The following is a 20,899-nucleotide window of genomic DNA, read 5'->3' on the forward strand; positions in this document are numbered from 1 at the left end:
TTTCTTGAAATGCAACTGTGTTTTCCATTCTGATTTCCTGCCTGTCTAAGTGGTTTCCTAATTATTTCGACATGCAGAAGCTAAATCCTTACCATTGTTTTCTAATCTTTAGTTCAACTTATATAGACTAGCAAAAATGAGTATACAGAGTATTATCAAGGTAAACAAATTAATATAATCCCAATGATTTCTGCATAAGCTGTAGATAAGAACGCAAAAAGGTAAAAGTAGAATTATGATCATCGGTAATGCTGAGCGTCTCTTTATAGGTAAGGTTTGATTATCCATCACTAGACCAAAACAATGCGCAACGGGCCAAAGCTTGCTGTGTGCCCAGCTTCATCAGTTAGCATCATCTCCAGCTGATCGCCAGCCTCGACAGCCCCGACGCCTGCCGGCGTACCGGTATAAATAATATCGCCTTTGCCAAGGCCAAATGTTTCTCCGATATAAGCAATCAACTTTTCCAATGGAAAAATCATACTCGACGGACAGCCTTCCTGAACGGTTTGGCCATTTTTGCGCAGGCTGAACTGCAGCTTTTCGAAGCTGGCAGCATTCTCGAACGGGATAAAAACGCCTAATGTTGCCGAATGCTTAAACCCTTTGGCGAGCAGCCAAGGATGCTGCTTTTCCTTCAAAATGCTTTGTACATCTCTTGCTGTCCAGTCGATGCCGACGGCAACGCCATCGATCAGCTGCGTTAGCGGCATGCCTCGCTCATAAGCGGCGGCAATTCGCACAACAAGCTCCAGTTCATGATGAATTTCCCCGATACCGCCAGGCAGCTCAAGTGTACCTGAGATAGGTGAGAGGGCATGAGTAGGCTTGGAAAATATCATCGGCTTATCCGGAACGGCATTGCCTAGCTCTTTGGCGTGCTGCGCGTAATTGCGGCCAACACAATAAATGTTGCGGATGGAATCAAACATGCAATCAGCTCCTAAAATATGTTATTTCCAGTATAGTCGTTTTGCGGGCTGGACAAAATAGCGGATTCGCAATTAAGCTGCAGGAATGTCCATTGACAGTGCCATGCACCCATGATACTATGCCTGAATGTTGGAAGTCATTAATGAAGTAAATAGTTGAGGAGACGATTATTTAATACAATGAATGCTAATGCTGCACAAGGAATGACATTGACGGCTGGCAGGCGTCTGTGGATGGCTTTTATTTTGGGTGGGCTATCTGCTTTTGGGCCACTGTGTTTAGATATGTATCTACCTGCCCTGCCAGTGTTGGAAGTCGATTTGGGAACTAGTGTATCAATGGTTCAGCTAAGCTTGACGGCCTGCATGCTGGGACTATCGCTCGGTCAGCTGCTGGCAGGGCCGATAAGCGATGTCAGGGGACGAAGATACCCGCTGCTGATTGGCCTTATAGTATTTGCTGTTACTTCTCTGCTATGCGTATTTGCGACATCGATTTGGGTATTCCTGGCGCTTCGGTTTATTCAGGGGTTGGCAGGGGCGGCGGGTATCGTCATTTCACGAGCCATTGTGCGGGATTTGTATTCCGGATCGGAAATGACCAAGTTTTATTCGATGCTAATGCTTGTGAACGGTGCGGCTCCGATACTCGCGCCAATAATTGGGGCACAAATTTTGAAATCTGCCTCCTGGCGTGTCGTGTTTATTATTTTGGCCGTATTTGGAGTCGCGATTTTGTCAGCTTGTTTTTTTGGCTTGAAGGAATCGCTGCCTGCAGAGCGGCGGAGTAAGGCCGGCATTGGCCCAATGCTCAAGACGTTCCGCGGCTTGTTTAGTGACCGGATGTTTATGGGATATGCCTTGACGCAAGGTTTTGTGTTAGGAGCGATGTTTGCCTACATCTCCGGTTCGCCATTTGTACTGCAGCAATTTTTCGGCGTATCGCCACAAACCTTTAGTTTTATATTTGCGACTAACGGTATTGGCATTATTGCAGCGACACAAATTGCCGGGCGGCTGGCAGGGCGGGTTGGCGAGACGAAGCTGCTCGTCAGCGGCCTTTCTATAGCGTCATTTGGCGGTTTGCTGCTGTTGATTATGATTTTGGCGAATGCTGGAGTCTATGGGGTCATCGTTTCCTTGTTTCTGATCGTGGCCAGTGTTGGCGTGGTGACGACGGCGGGCTTTTCACTAGCTTTGCAAAATCATGGGCAGTCTGCAGGAAGCGCATCGGCTTTGCTTGGCCTGATGTCCTACATTATTGGCGGCATCGTCATGCCGCTGGTTGGTCTGGCGGGCAGCGGTACGGCGTTGCCGCTTGGTATCGTGATCGCTTCAGCCGAGGTATGCGCTGTGTTATGCTATCTATTGCTGGTTCGCCGAAGTGCGGCCTCCGCTATCAGCCGCTAGCAAGGCATTTACGCTGACTAGCCGACTAAATGGATTTTCTACAGTTCGTTCTTGCTTTTTTTCGCAAATAGCCAGACTAAATGGAAAAACTGCAGTTAGAAATGGGGATAGAGTGGGATGAGCTCGATTTGGCCCAAACTAGCTGCATGATTTCCATTTAGATTGCTAAAAACGCTCGATTTAGCTTATTTTAACTACATAAAATCCAGTTAGACGCCCAACGGGCACACGCACTCTCACTGTGCGGCGCCAGGCCTCTCTTTTGCAAACTTAGCCACAGCTCTAACCAATTTCCTTATCTTTTTTCCGTACTTAACAAAAAACAGACCTCTGCATGTGCATGCAGATTTTTTTACCCCGCCATCACACTTCCAACCACCTACCCCAATTTTCCCTGCCGGTATTCCCGGGCTGAGACGCGCGAGATTTTTTTGAACGTTTTGCCGAAGTGGGAGAAGTTCCCGAAGCCGGTCATGGCCGCGATATCGGTAATTTTTAGCGAGGTTTCCCGCAGCAGCCGCTGCGCTTCCTTCACACGCGCCAAATTCAAATAATCGATGACTGTGAACCCGGTCACTTCTTTGAAGAGGCGGCTCAAATAGTAGGGGCTGACATAAAACTGCTTGGACAAGTCCTGCAATTGAATCTGCTCATTATAGTGACTGTTCAAGTAGCGGGCAACTTCGGTCACCTTTTTGTAGACAGGCGATACATGCTGGTGGACGGTTTCCTCCGGCTGATTGGTCTGAAGAAAACGGGCGCACTGCAGCAAAATATCGTTAAAAGCTTGGCGGAAAAAAAGCTCGCAGCCGGCTGGTTGATTGTGAAGCTCGGATAATAGACGGCTCATATGGGCGGCTACCTGGGCCCGCGCTTCTTCCGGCAGACGGACGACCGGCTGCCCTTCGCGGAAGGGGCTGAGCAGCAGCTTGGCCAGCGGCTCCGGCCAATCGCGAATATAGCGGTCATCGATATAGAACAGGATGCGCTCATGGGCAGGCGGACCGGCTTGGATCGTTTTGTGGACTTCGTTTTTGCGAATGAAGACCAGATCGCCGACTTGCACGGGGTAAGTCGTATCCTTGATAAAATAGACCCGGGCGCCCGAGAGCAAATAGTAAAGCTCATAATAGGGATGAAAATGATTGTAAACCATGCTGTATGGCTCGGTTTGCCTGGCATATTCCACATAAAACGGGTCGCTCAGCGCCCCATGATGCATCATAGCGGGAAACGTCATCCGAAAGTCACGCTCCAGAAAGGGAGTAATACCGTTATTATAGCAAGATATGCGTACTTATGAGCGAAAAAGGCAAGAAAAGATGAGAAAACTATGCAAATTAAGCTTATCCTTAAAGCATAATGCAACGAATCATCAATGAGAAAAGGATGAGTTCTAATGAGCGAAAAGAAAAAATATGTGCTGGTCGGTTCAGGCGGCCGGGCTGAGTTTTTTTATTCGGCTATTGCTACGGATTACAAAGAAACGTCGGAGCTGCTGGCCTTTTGCGATACGAATCAGACGCGGATGAACTATGCCAATAAGCTATTGGTTGAGCGTTATAATTATCACGCTGTGCGTACGTACAAAGCGGAGCAATTTGATGAGATGATTGCGGCGGAGAAGCCGGATGCCGTAATCGTCACGAGTGTTGACCGGACGCACCATACGTACATTATCCGGGCGATGGAGCTGGGCTGCGATGTCGTAACTGAGAAGCCGATGACGGTGGATGAGCGCAAATGCCAGGAAATTCTCGATACCGTCGAGCGCACGGGCCGCAATGTACGGGTGACGTTCAATTATCGCTATGCGCCGCATCATACGAAAGCGCGCGAGCTGATTGAAGACGGCGTGATCGGCCAAGTGACGAGCGTTCATTTTGAGTGGCTGCTGAATACACAGCATGGCGCGGATTATTTCCGCCGCTGGCATCGCGATAAACGCAATAGCGGCGGCTTGCTCGTGCACAAGTCGACGCATCATTTCGATCTCGTGAATTTCTGGATCGGCTCCGAGCCGGATACGGTGTTTGCTATGGGCGATTTGCTCTTTTACGGAAAGGAGAATGCCGAGCAGCGCGGCGTGACCAAATTTTATGACCGCGCTACAGGCAACCCGAATGCAAAGGATGATCCGTTTGCGCTGCATTTGGATAAGAATGAGCATTTGAAGGCGATGTATCTGGATGCGGAGCAGGAGGACGGCTATCGCCGGGATCAAAGCGTGTTTGGCGACGGCATCAATATTGAGGACACGATGGGGGTCATGGTCCGCTACAAAAACAATGCGATTTTGACCTACTCGCTTAACGCTTACTTGCCTTGGGAAGGCTACCGCATCGCTTTCAATGGCACGAAGGGCCGGCTGGAAATGGCGATCGTCGAGCAATCCTATGTCAATTCCGGCGGTGACAAGGCGCTGGAAGGCGCGCTGAAAAACAAGACGATTACGGTGTTCCCGATGTTCGCCGCGCCTTATGAGGTCGAGGTGGAGGAAGGCGTAGGCGGGCACGGCGGCGGTGACCCGGTGCTGTTAAATGACATTTTCGGCGTGCCTTTGCAGGATCGTTATAAACGCGCGGCGAATCATATTGATGGAGCACGGTCGATCCTGACGGGAATTGCCGCCAATCGGTCGATTCGTACCGGTCAGCCTGTGAAAATAGATGAGCTGGTCAAATTCTATTAATGCGAGCCTTGGGCGTCAGCGGGGTCATGCTCCAAACTTTGGGCGAGAATAGAAGGGAGTCCATGATGAAGCCTTTTCTGGATGACAATTTTTTGCTAACGAATGAGGTAGCTGAACGGCTGTATCACGATTACGCAGCCAAGCAGCCGATTATCGATTATCACTGTCATTTAAATCCGCAGGAAATTTATGAAAACAAACGTTTTGCCAATTTGACGGAGGTATGGCTATACGGGGATCACTATAAATGGCGGGCATTGCGCGCCAACGGCATTGCCGAGCCGCTCGTAACCGGAGGCGAGGGCGTCACGGATCATGACCGCTTTCTTGCTTGGGCGCGCACTGTTCCCAATACGCTCGGCAACCCGCTCTATCATTGGTCGCATCTGGAGCTGAAGCGCTACTTTGGCATTAAGGAGCAAATCAATGAGAAAAATGCGGCAGCGATCTGGGAGCAGGCGAATGCCAAGCTGCAGACCGACGAATTGTCGGTGCGCGGCATGATTGCAAGCAACAATGTGGGCGTCATCTGTACGACGGATGATCCGGCAGACACGCTGGAGCACCATGTCGGCATTAAGACATTGGAAAACTTCAATTGCTGCGTGCTGCCTTCCTTCCGCCCGGACAAAGCGCTGGAAATTCGCCGCGCAACCTTTTTGCCGTGGCTGGAGAAGCTCGGTCAAGTGTCCGGCGGCGCGATTTCCGACTATAGCCGCTTGCTGACTGTACTTGAAGAGCGCGCCAACTACTTCAATGAGGTCGGCTGCTGCGTATCTGACCATGCGCTGGATACAGTGCCGTATGCGGAGACGACGCTGCAGGAGGCTTCGGCAATTTTCGCCAAAGTAATCGCCGGCGAGACTGTTACCGAAGAAGAGGAGCGCAAGTACAAGACGCATACGTTGTTGTTCCTCGGCCAGTTGTACAGCAAACTCGGATGGACGATGCAACTGCATATTCATGCAGCCCGCAACAACAACAGCCGGATGTTCAGCACACTAGGCCCGGATACGGGCTATGATGCGATCCATGACGGTCAGCTCGCTTACCCGCTGGCTAAGCTGCTGGATGGGATGGAAGCGCAAAACGCGCTGCCGCAAACGATTCTTTATTCATTGAACCCGAAGGATTACTATGTGCTTGGGGCGATGATGGGCTGCTTCCAGGACGGCTCGGTACCGGGGAAAATCCAGCTGGGCTCGGCATGGTGGTTCAATGATACGAAGGACGGCATGCTGGAGCAAATGAACGCACTGGCGAATCTGGGCTTGCTCAGCCGCTTTGTCGGCATGCTTACCGATTCGCGCAGCTTCCTGTCCTTCACGCGCCATGAATACTTCCGGCGCATCTTGTGCAACATGCTCGGCGAGTGGGTCGTTCGCGGCGAAGCGCCGCATGATATGGAACTGCTCGGTACGATGGTGGAAAACATTTCGTATCAGAATGCGAACCGTTATTTTGGCTTTAATTTGAAATAGGAGAGGCTGCGGCCTCTCTTTTTTTAATAATATAGAATTTATATAATTTCGATTGGTGTGGCCTAATCTAACGGAAGTCACGGCCGCTATTTTCGAAAATTCGACCGATTTGAAATTGTAACGGAACTGTGTGCCGCTATTTGCTGATCAGGAGCACGATTTCGCCCAAAAACGTCCAATTAAGGTCGCTCACTTCCGTTTAGATTTCAAAAAGGAAGGGAATTGGCGAAATAAGGTCTGTAGCTTCCGTTTAGATGAAACCGCTTTGCAGGTTACCCTCCTTCAGAGTTTAGCCCCCTGAGCTCCGGTGATTTAGAAGAAAAAACTTGGCGATAGAACGAAGGACGCCGTCAGGCGTTTTCTTAAACTACATCAACTTTCGCACTTCAATAGACTCGTTCAGCCCAGAGAATGTTAAGGATAAACAGATTTATAGCCTCTTGAAGGACTACTAAAGGGATTTTTTGCATTTAGTTTCCCTGTATCAGGAGTCCCGAGGAATTACATGCATTTTCTCCCTTTAGTTTGCAGCAAAATCGCGAAATCCAGCTGAAATAGTTCCTTTAGTAGAACAGCGGATTATCCATTTTAAAAATGGATAGCCACTAATATGTAAAATGGGAAGCTGATTTGAAAATATTAAAATTGTCTGGTAAGCGCTTACTTGTTATACTTGGCCTGTTCTTTACATGAAGTCTTATGAATGAAGCGTCCATATTCATAGGACTTCGAACTAAACAGGAAATGGAGTGAATAAAATTTGAAGATAGGTTCGGGCCAACGATGGAACAGAATGCTAGTCATAAGTACAATCGCTGCTTTGATTGCTTCCATATTTCAAGTCTCGGCATTGTCTTCACAAGCATTCGCTTTAGAACCGGAGGGGGAGGACATGCAAGAAAATTTGTTTGTAAACGGGAGCTTTGAAGTTTGGAGCAATCTTAATGCTCCGCCGAATGGCTGGCTGATGTTCAAGGCTCAAGGTAATCCGGTGTTGTCGCAAGACCCCGCAGTTTCCAAGGAAGGGGGGAGCTCGGCCCGCATAGAAGCGCTGGATGGTATAGCCCGGGCTTCTGTCAATCAGAGGATCAATAATATCAAGCCGAGCAGCACATATACTCTATCTTATTGGGTCAAGACAGACAATGTGCAATCCGCCGGGCAGGGGACTGCGCTTCGATTGCAGTATTTTACGGAACAAGGCAGCAAGATTGGCGGCAATGATATGCCGGACCGAACCCTTAAGGGGACAAATGATTGGACGAAGATAACCTATTCGTTCCGGACGCCGGCAGGCACGGAAAATGTGTTGATAGACTTCTTTTTATGGGAGGCTACCGGCACGGTTTGGTTTGATCATGCCGAGCTGGTGCAGGAGAAGCCCTGGGTCAATCCTAGTGTATTTGAAACGTATAATGCGAGCTTTGATATGATCAATGATGCGAATCAAATGCCCAAAGGATGGTCGAAGGCCGTTGCATCCGGAACGCCGCTGATTGAAGCGGATGAAGCCGTAAAGAAGCATGGTACTGCTTCAATCAAGCTCCAGGCCGATCAGCCTGCCCGGGCGAATGTGAATCGCATGATCAGTATTGGCCCTGATACGATGTACTATTTAACCTACTGGATGAAGACGGAGGATGTGGCATCTTCAGAATCCAAGGGCGGCGCCACTATGCGCTTTCAGATCAGGGATGCCGGCAATGCGAAAATCGGAAATAATTATCATGTGAATTTTATCAAGGGCACAACCGGGTGGACACAATATACGTATGCGTTTTATGCACCGGAAAATGCAAGGAGCATATTGATTGAACCGTTTTTGTGGGAGGGGACAGGTACGGTCTGGTATGATGATCTTCGTTTAGAAAAAGCCGGTGCGATGGTAAACTTATTGGATAATCAGCATCCAAGATTATGGGCCGGCAACGCAGATTTTGCAGCATTATATACGAGCTTGCTGCCAGGCACCACCAAAGCGCGGCTCTATGAAGAGGTGAAAGTGCAAGCGGATAATATTTTGACGGAACCGCTTTCTGAACATGTTCTCCCGGATGGCACAAGGCTGCTTGCGACCAGCAGGAAAGTGCTGAGCCGCTTGTACACGCTTGGCATGGTATATCAAATGGAGAAACAGTCTGACCCTGCAGCAGCGGCCGTTTATGCGGAACGAGCTTGGGATGAGATAGAGGCGGTGGCGGCTTTCCCGGATTGGAATCCAAATCACTTCCTCGATACCGCGGAGATGACACATGCATTTGCTATCGGATACGATTGGTTTTATGACTACTGGTCGGAGGCACAGCGGGAAACCATCCGTGAAGCTATCGTCAACCATGGCTTGAATGAAGGCTTGCAGCAGTATCAAAATGGCTGGTGGCATAACGCAGTAAGCAACTGGAATTTTGTATGCAACGCCGGCTTGCTGAGCGGAGCGCTGGCCATAGGTGATGATCCGGAGTACCGCGAAATCGCCGATGCCGTGATTCGCAATGCGCTTGTTACAATAGAAAAAGCATTTGAACAATTTAATCCCAATGGCGGCTGGTATGAAGGGCCGGGGTACTGGGACTATGCCACACAATATTTGACTGTATTTTTGGGCAGCCTGCAATCTGCCATCGGTACGGATTTTGGGTATTCGGATAAGCCGGGTGTCAAGGACACCGGATATTTCCCGATATATTTTGAGAGTCCTATTGGACAAACCTTTAATTTCTCGGATGCAGGTTCGACGGCTCCGGTTTCGCCTCAGCTGCTCTGGATGAGCCGGATGTTCGATCGCCCGGCGTACCAATGGTTCCGAAAGGCGATTGCCGCTTCGCCGCAAAGCTTGTTATGGTACGACGAATCGAATCAATACGCGGGGCCAAGGGCGGACGGATTGCCGCTCGATCGATATTTTGAATATGTCGAGACGGTTTCCATGCGCAGTGCCTGGGAAGACCGCGATGCGATTTTTCTTGGAATTAAAGGAGCGGTAGAGGATATTTCTCACAAGCAGCTGGATGCCGGCGAGTTTGTGCTTGACGCGCTTGGCGTACGCTGGGCTATGCTGCTGGGTCATGATGATTATAATATTCCCGGATACTTTGATGACAAGGGGCCGAGATGGACTTATTACCGGAATCGCTCTGAAGGAAGCAATACGATTGTAATCAATCCGTCATCTGCAGGCGAGCAGGATATTCATGCCGCGGCCGATATAAAGCGTTTCGAAACATCTCCGAGCGAAGTGTTTGCCATTGTGGATTTGACAGATGTTATGGGCGGTGAAGTGACGCGCGCGGAACGCGGATTGAAGCTGCTGCAGGATCGCCGCGCTGTAATTTTGCAGGATGAGGTTGAAACGGCAAAGCAAAGCGATATCTGGTGGTTTATGCATACGCAAACTGAGATCGATTCAATTAGTCCGGATGGAAAGACGGCTGTGCTGCAGCATAATGGCCAGCGATTATGGGCTAAAATTTTATCGCCTCAGGGCGAATTCATTGCTATGGATGCCAAGCCGCTTCCAACATCGCCCGACCCGGCAGGCCAAAACGCGAATCAAGGCATTAAGAAGTTGGCGATTCATGAACAGGGAGCGACCAGCCTGCAATGGTCTGTACTTATGGTGCCGCTGCGTGCCTGGGAACAGGAGCCGACCGTGTTGCCGGATGTAGAGAATCTTGCTGACTGGAAAGCTCCGATGGAGGAGCCGGCATACTTAAGCGGAATTACTTTGAACGGTCAACCGCTTTCAAACTTTGATGCTGGAACGTTCACGTATAATATCGATAGTCCCGAGGACGGCCAGCTTCCAGTCGTGGCGGCTACGGCTGTTAATGGCGCCGTTGTCCATATTGACCAAGTGCAGGAAGGACCCGGTTCTGTCTGGATTACGGTAACAGACGAAACGCGGAATGTTGTGACAAAATACGTGTTGCACTTCCGAAATAAAGCCCATGTGGCGGAAAGCTTGCCTGTCATTGCCGTCACGAGCAGTGGAGACGATGGGAACGTAGCGGAAAATACATTGGATGGCGACTACAATACACGCTGGTCCTCGGATGGTAATGGTGAGTGGATCCAGTATGATCTTGGTTCTATAAAAGATGTACGCACAGTATCTGCTGCCTGGTACAATGGCAATGCCCGTAAAGCTAATTTTACAATCACGGTTTCAAAGGACGGCATTGCATGGGAAGAGGTCTATAGCGGACAAAGCTCAGGACGCACTACTTTGTTGGAGCATTATGACATCGGCGCGCAACAAGCGCGGTATGTGCGTATTACAGGGTACGGCAATAGTGCCAATACATTTAACAGCATTACGGAGGTTGGCATTTACAGCACTTTGGTTGAGCCTGACCTTCCGCCGATAACGCTTGATCGGATTGAGCTGCAGGCAAATGGCCTGACTGCTGACGGAATCCTGCATTTGGAGCAAAGCGTCACGTTAGCGGTATACGGGTATAACACTGACGATACTCCTGCCGATCTCAGCTCGGCCGCAATAGCCTATGAATCTTCCGACCCGGCAATCGCGAGTGTAGATGCCAATGGCGTCGTTACAGCGCATGAAGAGGGGGCCGTTAAGATTACAGTGTTTTTTCAGCAAAACCGTTTTTTAAAGACCGGCTATATCGAACTGACTGTTGCAGATGCAAAGCGCCGTTTTCCAACGAATGATGCCTATGTGAAAGGGGGGACGACCAGTAACCGCAATTATGGCAAGGAATTGATTATAGTCAAAGCGGCAACAAATGAAGACTTTGCAAGGATCGGGTACTTGTCATTTGATGTCAGCTCAATCCCGCAGGAAGCCGAGCAAGTCCTGTTATACGTATACGGCAATACGCAGGACAATAATGGCACCGATGTCGATGTTTCCGCACATGCAGTAGCGGATGACGGTTGGGATGAACTGACGATTACCTACAGCAACCGTCCTGCAGTTGGCGAGGAACTGGATAGGGTTCATTTTGATGAGTCATATGGGTGGCGTACATTTGATGTGACCGATTTTGTTTTGCAGGAGGCCGCCGGCGACGGTATTGCAACCATTGCCTTGCAGCAAAATATACCAAATGGGTTGCTAGTCAAGTTGAACAGTAACGAGTCTGTCGTGAACCGGCCATCACTGTTTTATACGATTGCAGCAACAAAATAATGCTGGTGGAAGAAAGCTCTGCTTCGATGATGCAGAGCTTTCTTCATCTTGATTTTTCGCACCAAGGACGGCGTCAGCCGTTTCTTCTCATCAATCATTAAAAGTTGTCCATGAAAACACGCTTCGTTATAATCGAGATAGCGTTTTCATATAGGGGGAGTGACCCGATGGCAAAAACACTGACATGGAAGAAAAGAAGATCCTTCTGGACATTATTGACATCCTATCTCATAGTACTGGTGATTCCGGTATCTGTCTGGATCGTGATGTACGGTAAATTTGAATCTATCTTGATAAACCATGCTCATGAAACGAATTTGGTAATGATGCAGCAGTTGCAGCAAGTGAGTGATTCGAGACTGCAGGAGATAGAAATGATCTCAGAAAAAATTGCTTATAATCCCCGATTAATGGCCTTGCTTGGCTCGGGTGCTTCCACGCTTTCAAGCGATCAATACCGATTTGTCGACTTTATCAAAGATTTGTCCCAGACGATTTCAAGAAATAGTTTTATTTCGGATAGCTATGTGTATATCAGGTCGGGGAATCATATTATTGGCCCCTCATTTAAAACCAACCCGACAACATTTTACGAAAATATCGCATATTACCCAGGTATGACTCAGCAGCAATGGCAAAATAGCTTTTTTGATCAGCATCATTTTAAAACGTATTTTCCCCTTCAGGATGTTAATTTGTATGCAGACAGTTCAGATGGACCGAAACGGGATGTCGTGTATGTGCAGACATTGCCAATGGACAGCTTATATGACCATAAAGGCGCAATTGTGATTCATATTAATGAGCAAAATTTCCGTACGATGTTTGATCAATTTGAAACCTTGCATCAGCAGGAAGTATACATATTAGATGAAAATCTTGATGTGATTATCGGTACAAAGGACAGTATGGGTGGGGCACTGCTTTCGCTTCGTAATCAGCTAGGGGCATCAAGCGGCCAGATTGAGGCGAGGATGGGCGATGGAGATCAGCTTGTTACCTTTGTTACCTCGAATATGAACGGTTGGAAATATATATCGATTGCGCCAACGAGCGTCATTATGGAGTCTGTGAACAAGATCAAACAAGTTGCCTGGACAGTATTGGCCTTATTGATAATGTGCGGGGTACTGATCTGTTATGTTATGGCTTATCGCAATTATTCTCCTGTTCGGGAGCTGGTTGCAATGATTGCGCGCAGCAAGTCTGCCAATCGGCATACATACATAGACGAATACGATCTGATCAAGCAAGCCATGCTCCATTCTTTCAACAGCGAGCAGCATCTGCAGGAACAATTGCACAAGCAAGGACCGTTGTTGAGAGCGAATTTCTTGACGCGATTACTGCACGGATTTGTTGATATGAAGCAATTGGATGAGCATTCGCGGCAGTTTATGAATATTGAATTTCCGCATGAATATTTCCGGGTCATTCTGATCCAGATTGAGAGCGGCGGCAAGTTTACCGTTACTGATCACGAACAAGAATGGGCGCTTGTACGGTTTATGGTTACAAATATTGCATTGGAACAGCTGCCTTCGCCCGGCTATGCGTTAGAACTTGACCGGCAGCGGATCGCTATTCTTACGTCTGCGGTTTCAAGCGAAACGAGCCCTAAAGAGGATGGCATCAAGCCGTTTGTCGAAGGGCTGCAAACGGTCGTTTCTGAGCGCTTCGGCACCACCTTGACGATCACTGTCAGTACCGTGCATGAAACGCCTTCATATGCGTACCAGGAAGCGCTCAAAGCTTTGGATTACAAAATTGTGCATGGCGCCGGAAATGTTCTGTATTATGATCAGCTTCATTTTAATCAATCCTTGCATTATTTTTATCCAATGGAGCTTGAGGCACAACTGATTAATTATGTTAAAAGCGGTGAAGAGACGCAGGCCGCGGGCATATTGGACCAATTGTATGACAGCAATGTGAAACGCAACCGCATAACACCAGAGCTGGCGCGCTGTCTGTATTTCGATATTAATGCAACCCTGCTAAAGACGATCAATGTTTTGGATGTTTCCTATACGGAAGTTTTTGAATCTGAGGAGTACCCGATCGACCAGCTGCTTGAGAGCGAAACGATCGAACAGATACATGCAGTCACGAAGCAGTTTTTTGTAAAGGTATGCCTCTATGTGAAGAAAAGCCGCGGCGGGCATAATGAGCGCATGTATCAGGAACTGCTGGCGTATATAGACAGCCGCTTCTGTGACAGTAATCTGGCTCACGGGCATGTTGCTGAGGAATTCGGCATTACGCCGCAGTACTTGTCCATGTTTTTCAAAAAAAATGCGGGCATTAATTTATCCGAATACATTACGGTTCGCCGTATTGAATATGCCAAGCAATTGATGCGCAAACCGGATTTGACGCTGACGCAGATCGCGACCCAGGTAGGTTATGCCAATGATATTGGATTGATCCGGGTGTTCAAAAAGATGGAAGGGATTACGCCCGGGAAATATCGGGAGAATTTGTTGTATGAAAACGGAGATTAGCTCTCATTTGCTCGGAAATGAACGCCGGATAGCTGCTTGAATACCGGATAACCGAGATTATGGGCGCTGGATAATGGCATGGAGAGATGATAGCGCGATATTGTGAATAGCGGATTATCGATTTGAAAGGTTGGCTATATCTCTATCGTTCAGCGCTCTCTTATACTCAGATCAGTCCCGTAATAACGGGCAAGCATAATCCGAATAAAGGGAGGCAGTCTTTGTGCAACAATTAAACAAGAAACGAAACTGGTTTGCAAGTTCAATGGCAGTTCTTTTATTTCTTGCGCTTATGACAGGGTGTTCGGGCGGACAAACCGCAGGAAATTCAGCAGAGCCGGATTCTTCCGCTAAACCGGAATCGAATTCGCAAACAAGTACGCCCGGAACGGGGAAAGCAGATATCGGTTATCCGGAAACTTTAACGTACTACACCATTCTCGATGCAAACGCTGCCGCAGTGATCAAAAATTATTCCGAAATGAAGGTATACAAAAAGCTTGAAGAAATTACAGGTACAAAGGTAACCTTTGAACATCCTTCTGTTGGCGGTCACGAGCCCTTGAATTTGATGCTGACATCAGGCAAGCTGCCGGATGTCATCGAATGGCGCTGGGACGGCCTGTCACGGGGACCAGACAGCTATATTAAGGAAAAACGAATTATCCGCTTAAATGAATTAATTGAAAAATATGCGCCGAACCTGTCGAAATATTTGGCGGACAATCCGAAGTTAGACGCGCTATCACAACGGATGAGGGCAACATCTACGCGTTTCCGTTTTTACGCGGCGATGAATATCTGCAGACATTCCAGGGAGCGGTAATACGGAAAGACTGGCTGGATAAGGTGGGACTTGAAGCTCCGGAAACGATTGAAGAGTGGGAAACCGTGCTCCGGGCTTTCAAGGAGCAGGATCCTAACGGCAATGGGAAACCCGATGAAATTCCGTATCTGCACAGCCAGACGGATGTAAATCGGAATTTTTTGCTGACAGGAGCTTGGGGAATTGGCACCAATTTCTATCAAGTGGATGGAAAAGTCAAGTTTGGCGTCATTCAACCGGAATATAAAGAATATCTGGAAACGATGCACCGCTGGTATGATGAAGGGCTGATTGACCGCGATTACGCAGCCACTGACGATAAGCTGAAGGATGCAAAGGTGACGAACAATCAGGTTGGTATTTTTATTGGCTCGACAGGCGGTGGGATCGGCAAATATTTGACTTTGATGAAGGACGATCCATCTTTTCAATTGGCTGCTCTTCCGTATCCTACACGGGTTAAAGGGGAGCGTCCGATTGTGGGACAGAAGGATGCCGTATTTAACGGTCTCGGAGCAGCGATTACAGTAGACAACAAAAATCCGGAAGCGACTGTGAAATGGCTTGACTATGCTTATAGCGAGGAGGGGAGCTATCTATTCAATTTCGGTATTGAAGGAGAAAGCTACAATTGGGTTGACGGTTATCCGAAATATTCGGATACTGTGATGAAAAATCCGGACGGGCTGCCGGTCAACCAAGCGATGAGCCTGTATGCCAGAGCCAGCTATGCCGGGCCTTTTGTCCAGGATCGCCGTTATATGGAACAATATGCGGAACGGCCGGAGCAACGGGAATCGATTGAGATTTGGATGAAGCCCGTCAATCAAATTCATCTGCCGCTCTTGTCGCTTACCTCGGAGGAAAGCTCCAAGTTTTCCTCCATTATGACTGACATTAACACTTATAAGGATGAAATGCTTTCGAAATTTATTATGGGGACCGTTTCACTGGATACCTTCGATAACTTTGTCAGTACGATCAAAAATATGGGACTTGATGAGGCGATCGCTATTCAACAAGCGGCGCTTGACCGTTATCACGCGCGCCAATGATCAATATTGTTGAAGCTTCTTTATCCGAAGCCTTGGAAACTCGGCTTCGGACAAAAGTCTTGTACGTACAGAGTGAAGGAGTGAATTCATCATGCTTAAGGAGCAAGTTCAAAGAGCAGCACTGCCCAGGCCGCTTGCGTCGCAGCCAGGATTTGCAAAACGCGTGGCCAAGGACTTTAAAAAGAATAAGTGGATTTATTTTATGCTCTTGCCCATAATGGCATATTACGTAATCTTTCATTATTTGCCGATGTATGGTGTGCAGATTGCTTTTAAAAATTTTAGCGCTTCACAAGGAATATGGAGCAGTCCCTGGGCAGGATTCGATCATTTCCAATCTTTATTTAACAGTTTTTATTTCTATCGTATTCTGACCAATACATTGCTGATTAGCTTATACGATTTGATTTTTGCGTTCCCTGCATCAATCGTGCTTGCATTGTTAATGAATGAAATTCGACAATCATGGTATAAGCGAACCGTGCAATCGTTAACGTATATGCCTCATTTTATTTCGTTAGTGGTTGTGGTAGGAATCATTCTTGATTTCCTTTCAAGCGATGGTCTGATCAATAATATTTATACCGCTCTCAGCGGAAAGGATTCTATCTTGTTCATGCAGCGCTCGGAATTCTTTCGTACGATCTATATCGGTTCGGGAATCTGGCAGCAGGTTGGCTGGGGTTCTATCATATATCTTGCAGCCATCTCGAACTTGGATCCATCCTTATATGAGGCCGCGAAGGTGGATGGCGCTTCACGATTCAAACAATTGCTGCATATTACGCTTCCAGGCTTGATTCCAATCATCACAATCTTGTTTATTTTGCGAATAGGTTCGCTGATGGTTGTTGGCGACGAAAAAATCCTTTTGATGTATAACAGTTCGATCTATGAAACAGCGGATGTCATCGGCACTTATGTGTATCGGAAGGGCATTCTATCAGCGGATTACAGTTACAGCGCGGCTGTAGGGCTGTTCAATTCTGTAATCAACTTTGTGTTGCTGGTTTTTGCCAATTCATTTAGCCGCAAGCTCAACGGCAATAGTTTATGGTAGAAGGAGGCGATGGCATGAGTGGAAAAATGACGCTGGCCGAACGGCTCTTTGAGGCCGCAAATCTCCTGTTTCTTGCAGTATTAAGCTTTGCATCGGTATACCCGGTCATTTATGTTCTGATTTCATCTGTCAGCAGTCCGGATTTATTGCTGCAATCGCGCGGTTTTTTATTTTTTCCGCAAGGATTTCAATTGGATGCTTACAAAGTTGTCTTTCAGAATCCTAACCTGGGTCAAGCCTATTTCAATACGCTATTTTATGTTGTAGCAGGCACGCTTTTAAACGTATTTTTCACTTCGCTTGCCGCATACGCTTTGTCCAGACAAAATGTGATGTGGAGCAATCCGGCAATGATGCTTATTGTGTTTACGATGTTCTTTTCTGGCGGCTTAATCCCCAATTATTTGCTGATGGGCGAATTAGGGCTATTGAATACACGTTGGGCCATATTATTCCCGGGTCTGATTTCCACGTATAATTTGATTATTATGCGCACGTCATTCCAAGGGATACCCGTTAGCCTTGAAGAATCCGCCCGTATAGATGGGGCGAGCGATTTTACAATTTTGTTCCGGATCATCCTGCCGCTGTCCATGCCTGTAGTTGCCGTCATGATTTTATTCTATGGGGTGACGCATTGGAATGCATGGTTTAACGCGTTCATTTATTTGCGGGACCGCGGTTTGCAGCCGCTGCAGCTATTGCTTCGCGAGGTTCTTATTCAAAATAATACCGATTCCATGATGACGGGAGTCGGCTCGGGCGACAAGATGCCGATTGGAGAAACGATTAAATATGCCATGATTGCAGTATCCACTATCCCAATCCTGATTTTGTATCCGTTTTTGCAAAAATACTTTGTTAAAGGCGTCATGATTGGTGCGGTAAAAGGTTAGGGAGCTCCTTGCGGAGCAATGCCTGCCGTCGGGCCGCCGAGCTAAACGGGAGTAAGCGGCAGTTGGGCTGATATTCAGGTCAATCACGGATTTAGTAGGTCCAAAGAACTGCTCCTTTATCGCAATTTAATATGTAAAGCTATCCTTAGCTCCTTGTAGTCATCATGTAAATTTTATATAATAGCCTCACTTATTGTTTTTATGAGGAGTGACAGTGATGAAGAAAAAATGGATGGCAACGATTGCTGCGGCAGGATTGCTGCTGAGTACAACCGCGGGGGTATATGCGGGCTCCAATCTTCAAGAGATTAAAGCTTTTTTTGACAGCAGCATCAAGTTTACCGTTGATGGAAAATCCTATCAGCCAGTAAATGATAAAGGGGTTCCGACATTGCCGATCGTACATAATGGCACGACTTACTTGCCGGTACGCGCGATTTCCAACGCTTTGGGTGTTACTGTCAAGTATGACGGCAAGACGAAGACAGTAGCCCTTGGCGAGCAGGCGAAAGGAACACCGATTGCCGCCGGCTTTGACAGCATGTATCATTCAAAAGATCCAAAAGTGACGATGTATAACGGCAAAGACTACAAAGATGTGTACTTTGACGATGCTACAGGCGGACGCAACAGCTCCTTTATGCTGTATCCAAAAGGCAAATACCAGAAGCTTTATTTGCAAGTAGCGGCTGTAGGTAAGGATATTGAAGAAATTAAAGTCGAAGATTCCGGCACGAATACGGTATTGGCAAAAGAATCGGTTGCCATAGATGACGGACTGAAAACGATCGTTGTCGACATCTCCGGCGTTCAAGAACTTTATATTTACGCTGATCTTGACAACGGCGGCAAAATGTTTGTCCCGCTGACAACCTCCTACTATAAATAACGCGAAAGCTCCCTGGCTGCTGCAGCCGGGGAGTTTCTTTTTCATAGGAACGGGACATGACGGAAGGCAAAAAGAAGTAAACGAACGTATACAACGTAAAAACTAGTATATGGTGCGCTGTTATTTTCGAGCTTTATAATTATTAATGAAATATATATACATCATTATGAGGAGGGTACACACAATGGAAAAATGGAGAAGAGTGCTGGCCTTTGGCGCAATGACTGCAATGCTTGCTTTTGTAAGTGCTTGCAGTTCCGGCAATTCAGGCGATTCCGGCAGCTCTGACAAAGCGGGCAATCCGGAAAGCGCAAACAAAGGGCAAAATGAGGCGCCGTCAACAGATCCGGCCGATACAAATAAACAAGTGGTTGAGCTGACGACGGTTCGCGGAAATCCTTCGGACATCAAATGGGACCCGGGCGAAAATATGGACAAAAACGCCGTGTACGATGCGTATGAAAAAGATCTGGGCATCCGCATCAAAAACGTATGGGTGGCCGATTCCAAGCAGCTGCAGCAAAAGCTCAACATGATGATTGCATCGAACGATATTCCGGATTTCTTCAGCGTTGATCAGATGCAATTGCAGCAATTGATCGAAGCCGATATGATCATGGACATTACGGATGTATTCGAGCAATACGCGACCGAAGAGACAAAAGCCTGGTACACAAAAGACGGCGGGCGCCAGCTCAAATCCGCCAAGGCGGACGGGCGCTTAATGGCTATTCCATTGTCTGATAGCCCTTACAATTCGTCCAGCTATCTGTGGGTGCGCAAGGATTGGCTCCAAAAGCTCAACCTTCCCGAGCCTAAAACGATGCAGGACGTACTGAAAATTTCCGAAGAGTTTACGAAACAGGATCCTGGAGGAACCGGAAAATCGTACGGCATGACCCTGCACAAAGACTTGTTGAATGAATACGGGCTGACCGGATTTTTTAATGGATACCATGCTTATCCGCAATCATGGAAGAAGGACGCCGACGGAAAGCTGGCATACGGCAGTATTCAGCCTGAAGTGAAGGTAGCTCTGAAACAGCTGCAGGATATGTACAAATCGGGACAAATCGATCCGGAATTTGGAACGAAAGATCCCGATAAGGAAAATGAACTTGTAGCCGGCGACAAAATCGGAATGGCCTACGGCGCCTTCTGGCTAAGTGCTTGGCCGTTGGAAAGCGCTGCCATTAAGGAAGGCAAGCTTGTTCAGGATTGGGAAGTGTATCCGCTGCCTTCGATTGATGCCACGCCGGCCAAAACGCAAGTCGGCCTTGGGGTGAACGGATATGTGGTCATCTCCAAAGATTGCAAAAATCCGGAAGCGGTCATTCAAATTTTGAATCAATGGGTAAAACTGTCGCAAAATATTTCAAAAGAAGAGAAAGTCTACATGCACGGCAAAGAGCTGGTGGATAAGGGTAAATTGTACTTCAAGATCAATCCGATCCGCCTCTTCTCGCAGGACGGCAACGTTCAGGCCGGAGCAATTCTCCCGAAAGCGATCGAGGCGAAGGACCCAAGCCTGCTGAACGAAAATCCGGATATGACAAACCGCTATGATGCTGTACAACGATATTTGCAAGGGGATATGACCGGCTGGCTGAACTGGATGATTGCCAAACCGGGCGGCTCGATGGCGATTATGAACCAATATTTGCAGGAAGACCGCTATCAGATGGATGAGTTCTATGGAGCACCGACGATCACAATGCAGGAGAAGAAGTCGGTACTTGATGCCAAAGAGAAAGAAGTTTTCACGAAAATTATTATGAACCAGGTTTCAATCGACGAGTTCGACAAGTTTGTTGAAGAGTGGAAAAGCCTCGGCGGGGAGAAAATTACGCAAGAGGTTAACGAGTGGTACGCTTCCCAGAAGTAAGCTCGCAGAAGTAAACGGATATTCCATAGATGTCTTGGCAGGAGGGGGCATCCCTTCCTGCCTGCATTCCGTTCCGATTTTTTTATTTATGTGGAGGTGTGACGATTGTTCAGG

13 protein-coding genes are annotated in these 20,899 nt (G+C 47.7%); 11 read left to right on the forward strand and 2 right to left on the reverse strand.

Features of this window, described 5'->3' with window-relative positions:
- Positions 1–290 precede the first annotated feature (290 nt).
- Positions 291–932, reverse strand: a complete 642-nt coding sequence (locus tag ACFQ0N_RS37200; protein WP_379335387.1) for a fumarylacetoacetate hydrolase family protein — start codon at positions 930–932, stop codon at positions 291–293.
- Positions 933–1,112: 180 nt separating this feature from the next.
- Here ACFQ0N_RS37200 and ACFQ0N_RS37205 point away from each other — a divergent pair, with 180 nt between their 5' ends.
- Complete coding sequence (locus ACFQ0N_RS37205) at positions 1,113–2,342, forward strand: multidrug effflux MFS transporter (protein ID WP_379335421.1); 1,230 nt, start codon at positions 1,113–1,115, stop codon at positions 2,340–2,342.
- A 379-nt stretch (positions 2,343–2,721) separates the two neighbouring features.
- Here the strand turns inward: ACFQ0N_RS37205 and ACFQ0N_RS37210 are convergent, their stop codons facing one another.
- The gene (locus ACFQ0N_RS37210; RefSeq protein ID WP_379335389.1) at positions 2,722–3,582 is read right to left on the reverse strand and encodes an AraC family transcriptional regulator; all 861 of its coding nucleotides are present in this window, start codon (positions 3,580–3,582) and stop codon (positions 2,722–2,724) included.
- Between the two features lie 159 nt (positions 3,583–3,741).
- Between ACFQ0N_RS37210 and ACFQ0N_RS37215 the strand changes: the two genes are divergently transcribed.
- From ACFQ0N_RS37215 to ACFQ0N_RS37260, 10 genes are all read left to right on the forward strand, one after another.
- Positions 3,742–5,034 (forward strand): Gfo/Idh/MocA family protein, encoded by a 1,293-nt coding sequence (locus ACFQ0N_RS37215; RefSeq protein ID WP_379335391.1) that lies wholly within the window; start codon positions 3,742–3,744, stop codon positions 5,032–5,034.
- Positions 5,035–5,099: 65 nt separating this feature from the next.
- Positions 5,100–6,515, forward strand: a complete 1,416-nt coding sequence (gene uxaC / locus ACFQ0N_RS37220; protein ID WP_379335423.1) for a glucuronate isomerase — start codon at positions 5,100–5,102, stop codon at positions 6,513–6,515.
- An 892-nt stretch (positions 6,516–7,407) separates the two neighbouring features.
- Positions 7,408–11,670: a CBM96 family carbohydrate-binding protein gene (locus ACFQ0N_RS37225; protein WP_379335393.1), complete on the forward strand. Its 4,263-nt coding sequence runs from the start codon at positions 7,408–7,410 to the stop codon at positions 11,668–11,670.
- A gap of 167 nt (positions 11,671–11,837) precedes the next feature.
- Complete coding sequence (locus ACFQ0N_RS37230) at positions 11,838–14,174, forward strand: AraC family transcriptional regulator (RefSeq protein WP_379335395.1); 2,337 nt, start codon at positions 11,838–11,840, stop codon at positions 14,172–14,174.
- 223 nt (positions 14,175–14,397) lie between these two features.
- Positions 14,398–15,000 carry a type 2 periplasmic-binding domain-containing protein gene (locus ACFQ0N_RS37235; RefSeq protein WP_379335397.1) on the forward strand — a complete coding sequence of 201 codons (603 nt, stop codon included), beginning with the start codon at positions 14,398–14,400 and terminating at the stop codon, positions 14,998–15,000.
- A 23-nt stretch (positions 15,001–15,023) separates the two neighbouring features.
- Positions 15,024–16,055, forward strand: a complete 1,032-nt coding sequence (locus ACFQ0N_RS37240) for an extracellular solute-binding protein (protein ID WP_379335399.1) — start codon at positions 15,024–15,026, stop codon at positions 16,053–16,055.
- Between the two features lie 91 nt (positions 16,056–16,146).
- Positions 16,147–17,115 (forward strand): ABC transporter permease, encoded by a 969-nt coding sequence (locus ACFQ0N_RS37245; RefSeq protein ID WP_379335401.1) that lies wholly within the window; start codon positions 16,147–16,149, stop codon positions 17,113–17,115.
- A gap of 14 nt (positions 17,116–17,129) precedes the next feature.
- Positions 17,130–18,011 (forward strand): carbohydrate ABC transporter permease, encoded by an 882-nt coding sequence (locus ACFQ0N_RS37250; protein ID WP_379335403.1) that lies wholly within the window; start codon positions 17,130–17,132, stop codon positions 18,009–18,011.
- A 217-nt stretch (positions 18,012–18,228) separates the two neighbouring features.
- Complete coding sequence (locus ACFQ0N_RS37255; RefSeq protein ID WP_379335405.1) at positions 18,229–18,900, forward strand: stalk domain-containing protein; 672 nt, start codon at positions 18,229–18,231, stop codon at positions 18,898–18,900.
- A gap of 184 nt (positions 18,901–19,084) precedes the next feature.
- Positions 19,085–20,785 carry an extracellular solute-binding protein gene (locus ACFQ0N_RS37260; protein ID WP_379335407.1) on the forward strand — a complete coding sequence of 567 codons (1,701 nt, stop codon included), beginning with the start codon at positions 19,085–19,087 and terminating at the stop codon, positions 20,783–20,785.
- The last annotated feature ends 114 nt before the right edge of the window (positions 20,786–20,899 follow it).

This window comes from Paenibacillus sp. GCM10027626 (assembly GCF_042676285.1).
In the GTDB taxonomy this organism is placed as follows: Bacteria; Bacillota; Bacilli; order Paenibacillales; family Paenibacillaceae; genus Paenibacillus_Z.

Bases quoted from the DNA above. Each gene is read 5' to 3' on its own strand.
- ACFQ0N_RS37245 (WP_379335401.1), top strand. From the start codon at position 16,147: ATGCTTAAGGAGCAAGTTCAAAGAGCAGCACTGCCCAGGCCGCTTGCG.
- ACFQ0N_RS37205 (WP_379335421.1), top strand. From the start codon at position 1,113: ATGAATGCTAATGCTGCACAAGGAATGACATTGACGGCTGGCAGGCGT.
- ACFQ0N_RS37215 (WP_379335391.1), top strand. From the start codon at position 3,742: ATGAGCGAAAAGAAAAAATATGTGCTGGTCGGTTCAGGCGGCCGGGCT.
- ACFQ0N_RS37260 (WP_379335407.1), top strand. From the start codon at position 19,085: ATGGAAAAATGGAGAAGAGTGCTGGCCTTTGGCGCAATGACTGCAATG.
- ACFQ0N_RS37255 (WP_379335405.1), top strand. From the start codon at position 18,229: ATGAAGAAAAAATGGATGGCAACGATTGCTGCGGCAGGATTGCTGCTG.
- ACFQ0N_RS37200 (WP_379335387.1), bottom strand. From the start codon at position 932: ATGTTTGATTCCATCCGCAACATTTATTGTGTTGGCCGCAATTACGCG.
- ACFQ0N_RS37210 (WP_379335389.1), bottom strand. From the start codon at position 3,582: ATGACGTTTCCCGCTATGATGCATCATGGGGCGCTGAGCGACCCGTTT.
- ACFQ0N_RS37230 (WP_379335395.1), top strand. From the start codon at position 11,838: ATGGCAAAAACACTGACATGGAAGAAAAGAAGATCCTTCTGGACATTA.
- ACFQ0N_RS37225 (WP_379335393.1), top strand. From the start codon at position 7,408: ATGCAAGAAAATTTGTTTGTAAACGGGAGCTTTGAAGTTTGGAGCAAT.
- ACFQ0N_RS37250 (WP_379335403.1), top strand. From the start codon at position 17,130: ATGAGTGGAAAAATGACGCTGGCCGAACGGCTCTTTGAGGCCGCAAAT.
- uxaC (WP_379335423.1), top strand. From the start codon at position 5,100: ATGAAGCCTTTTCTGGATGACAATTTTTTGCTAACGAATGAGGTAGCT.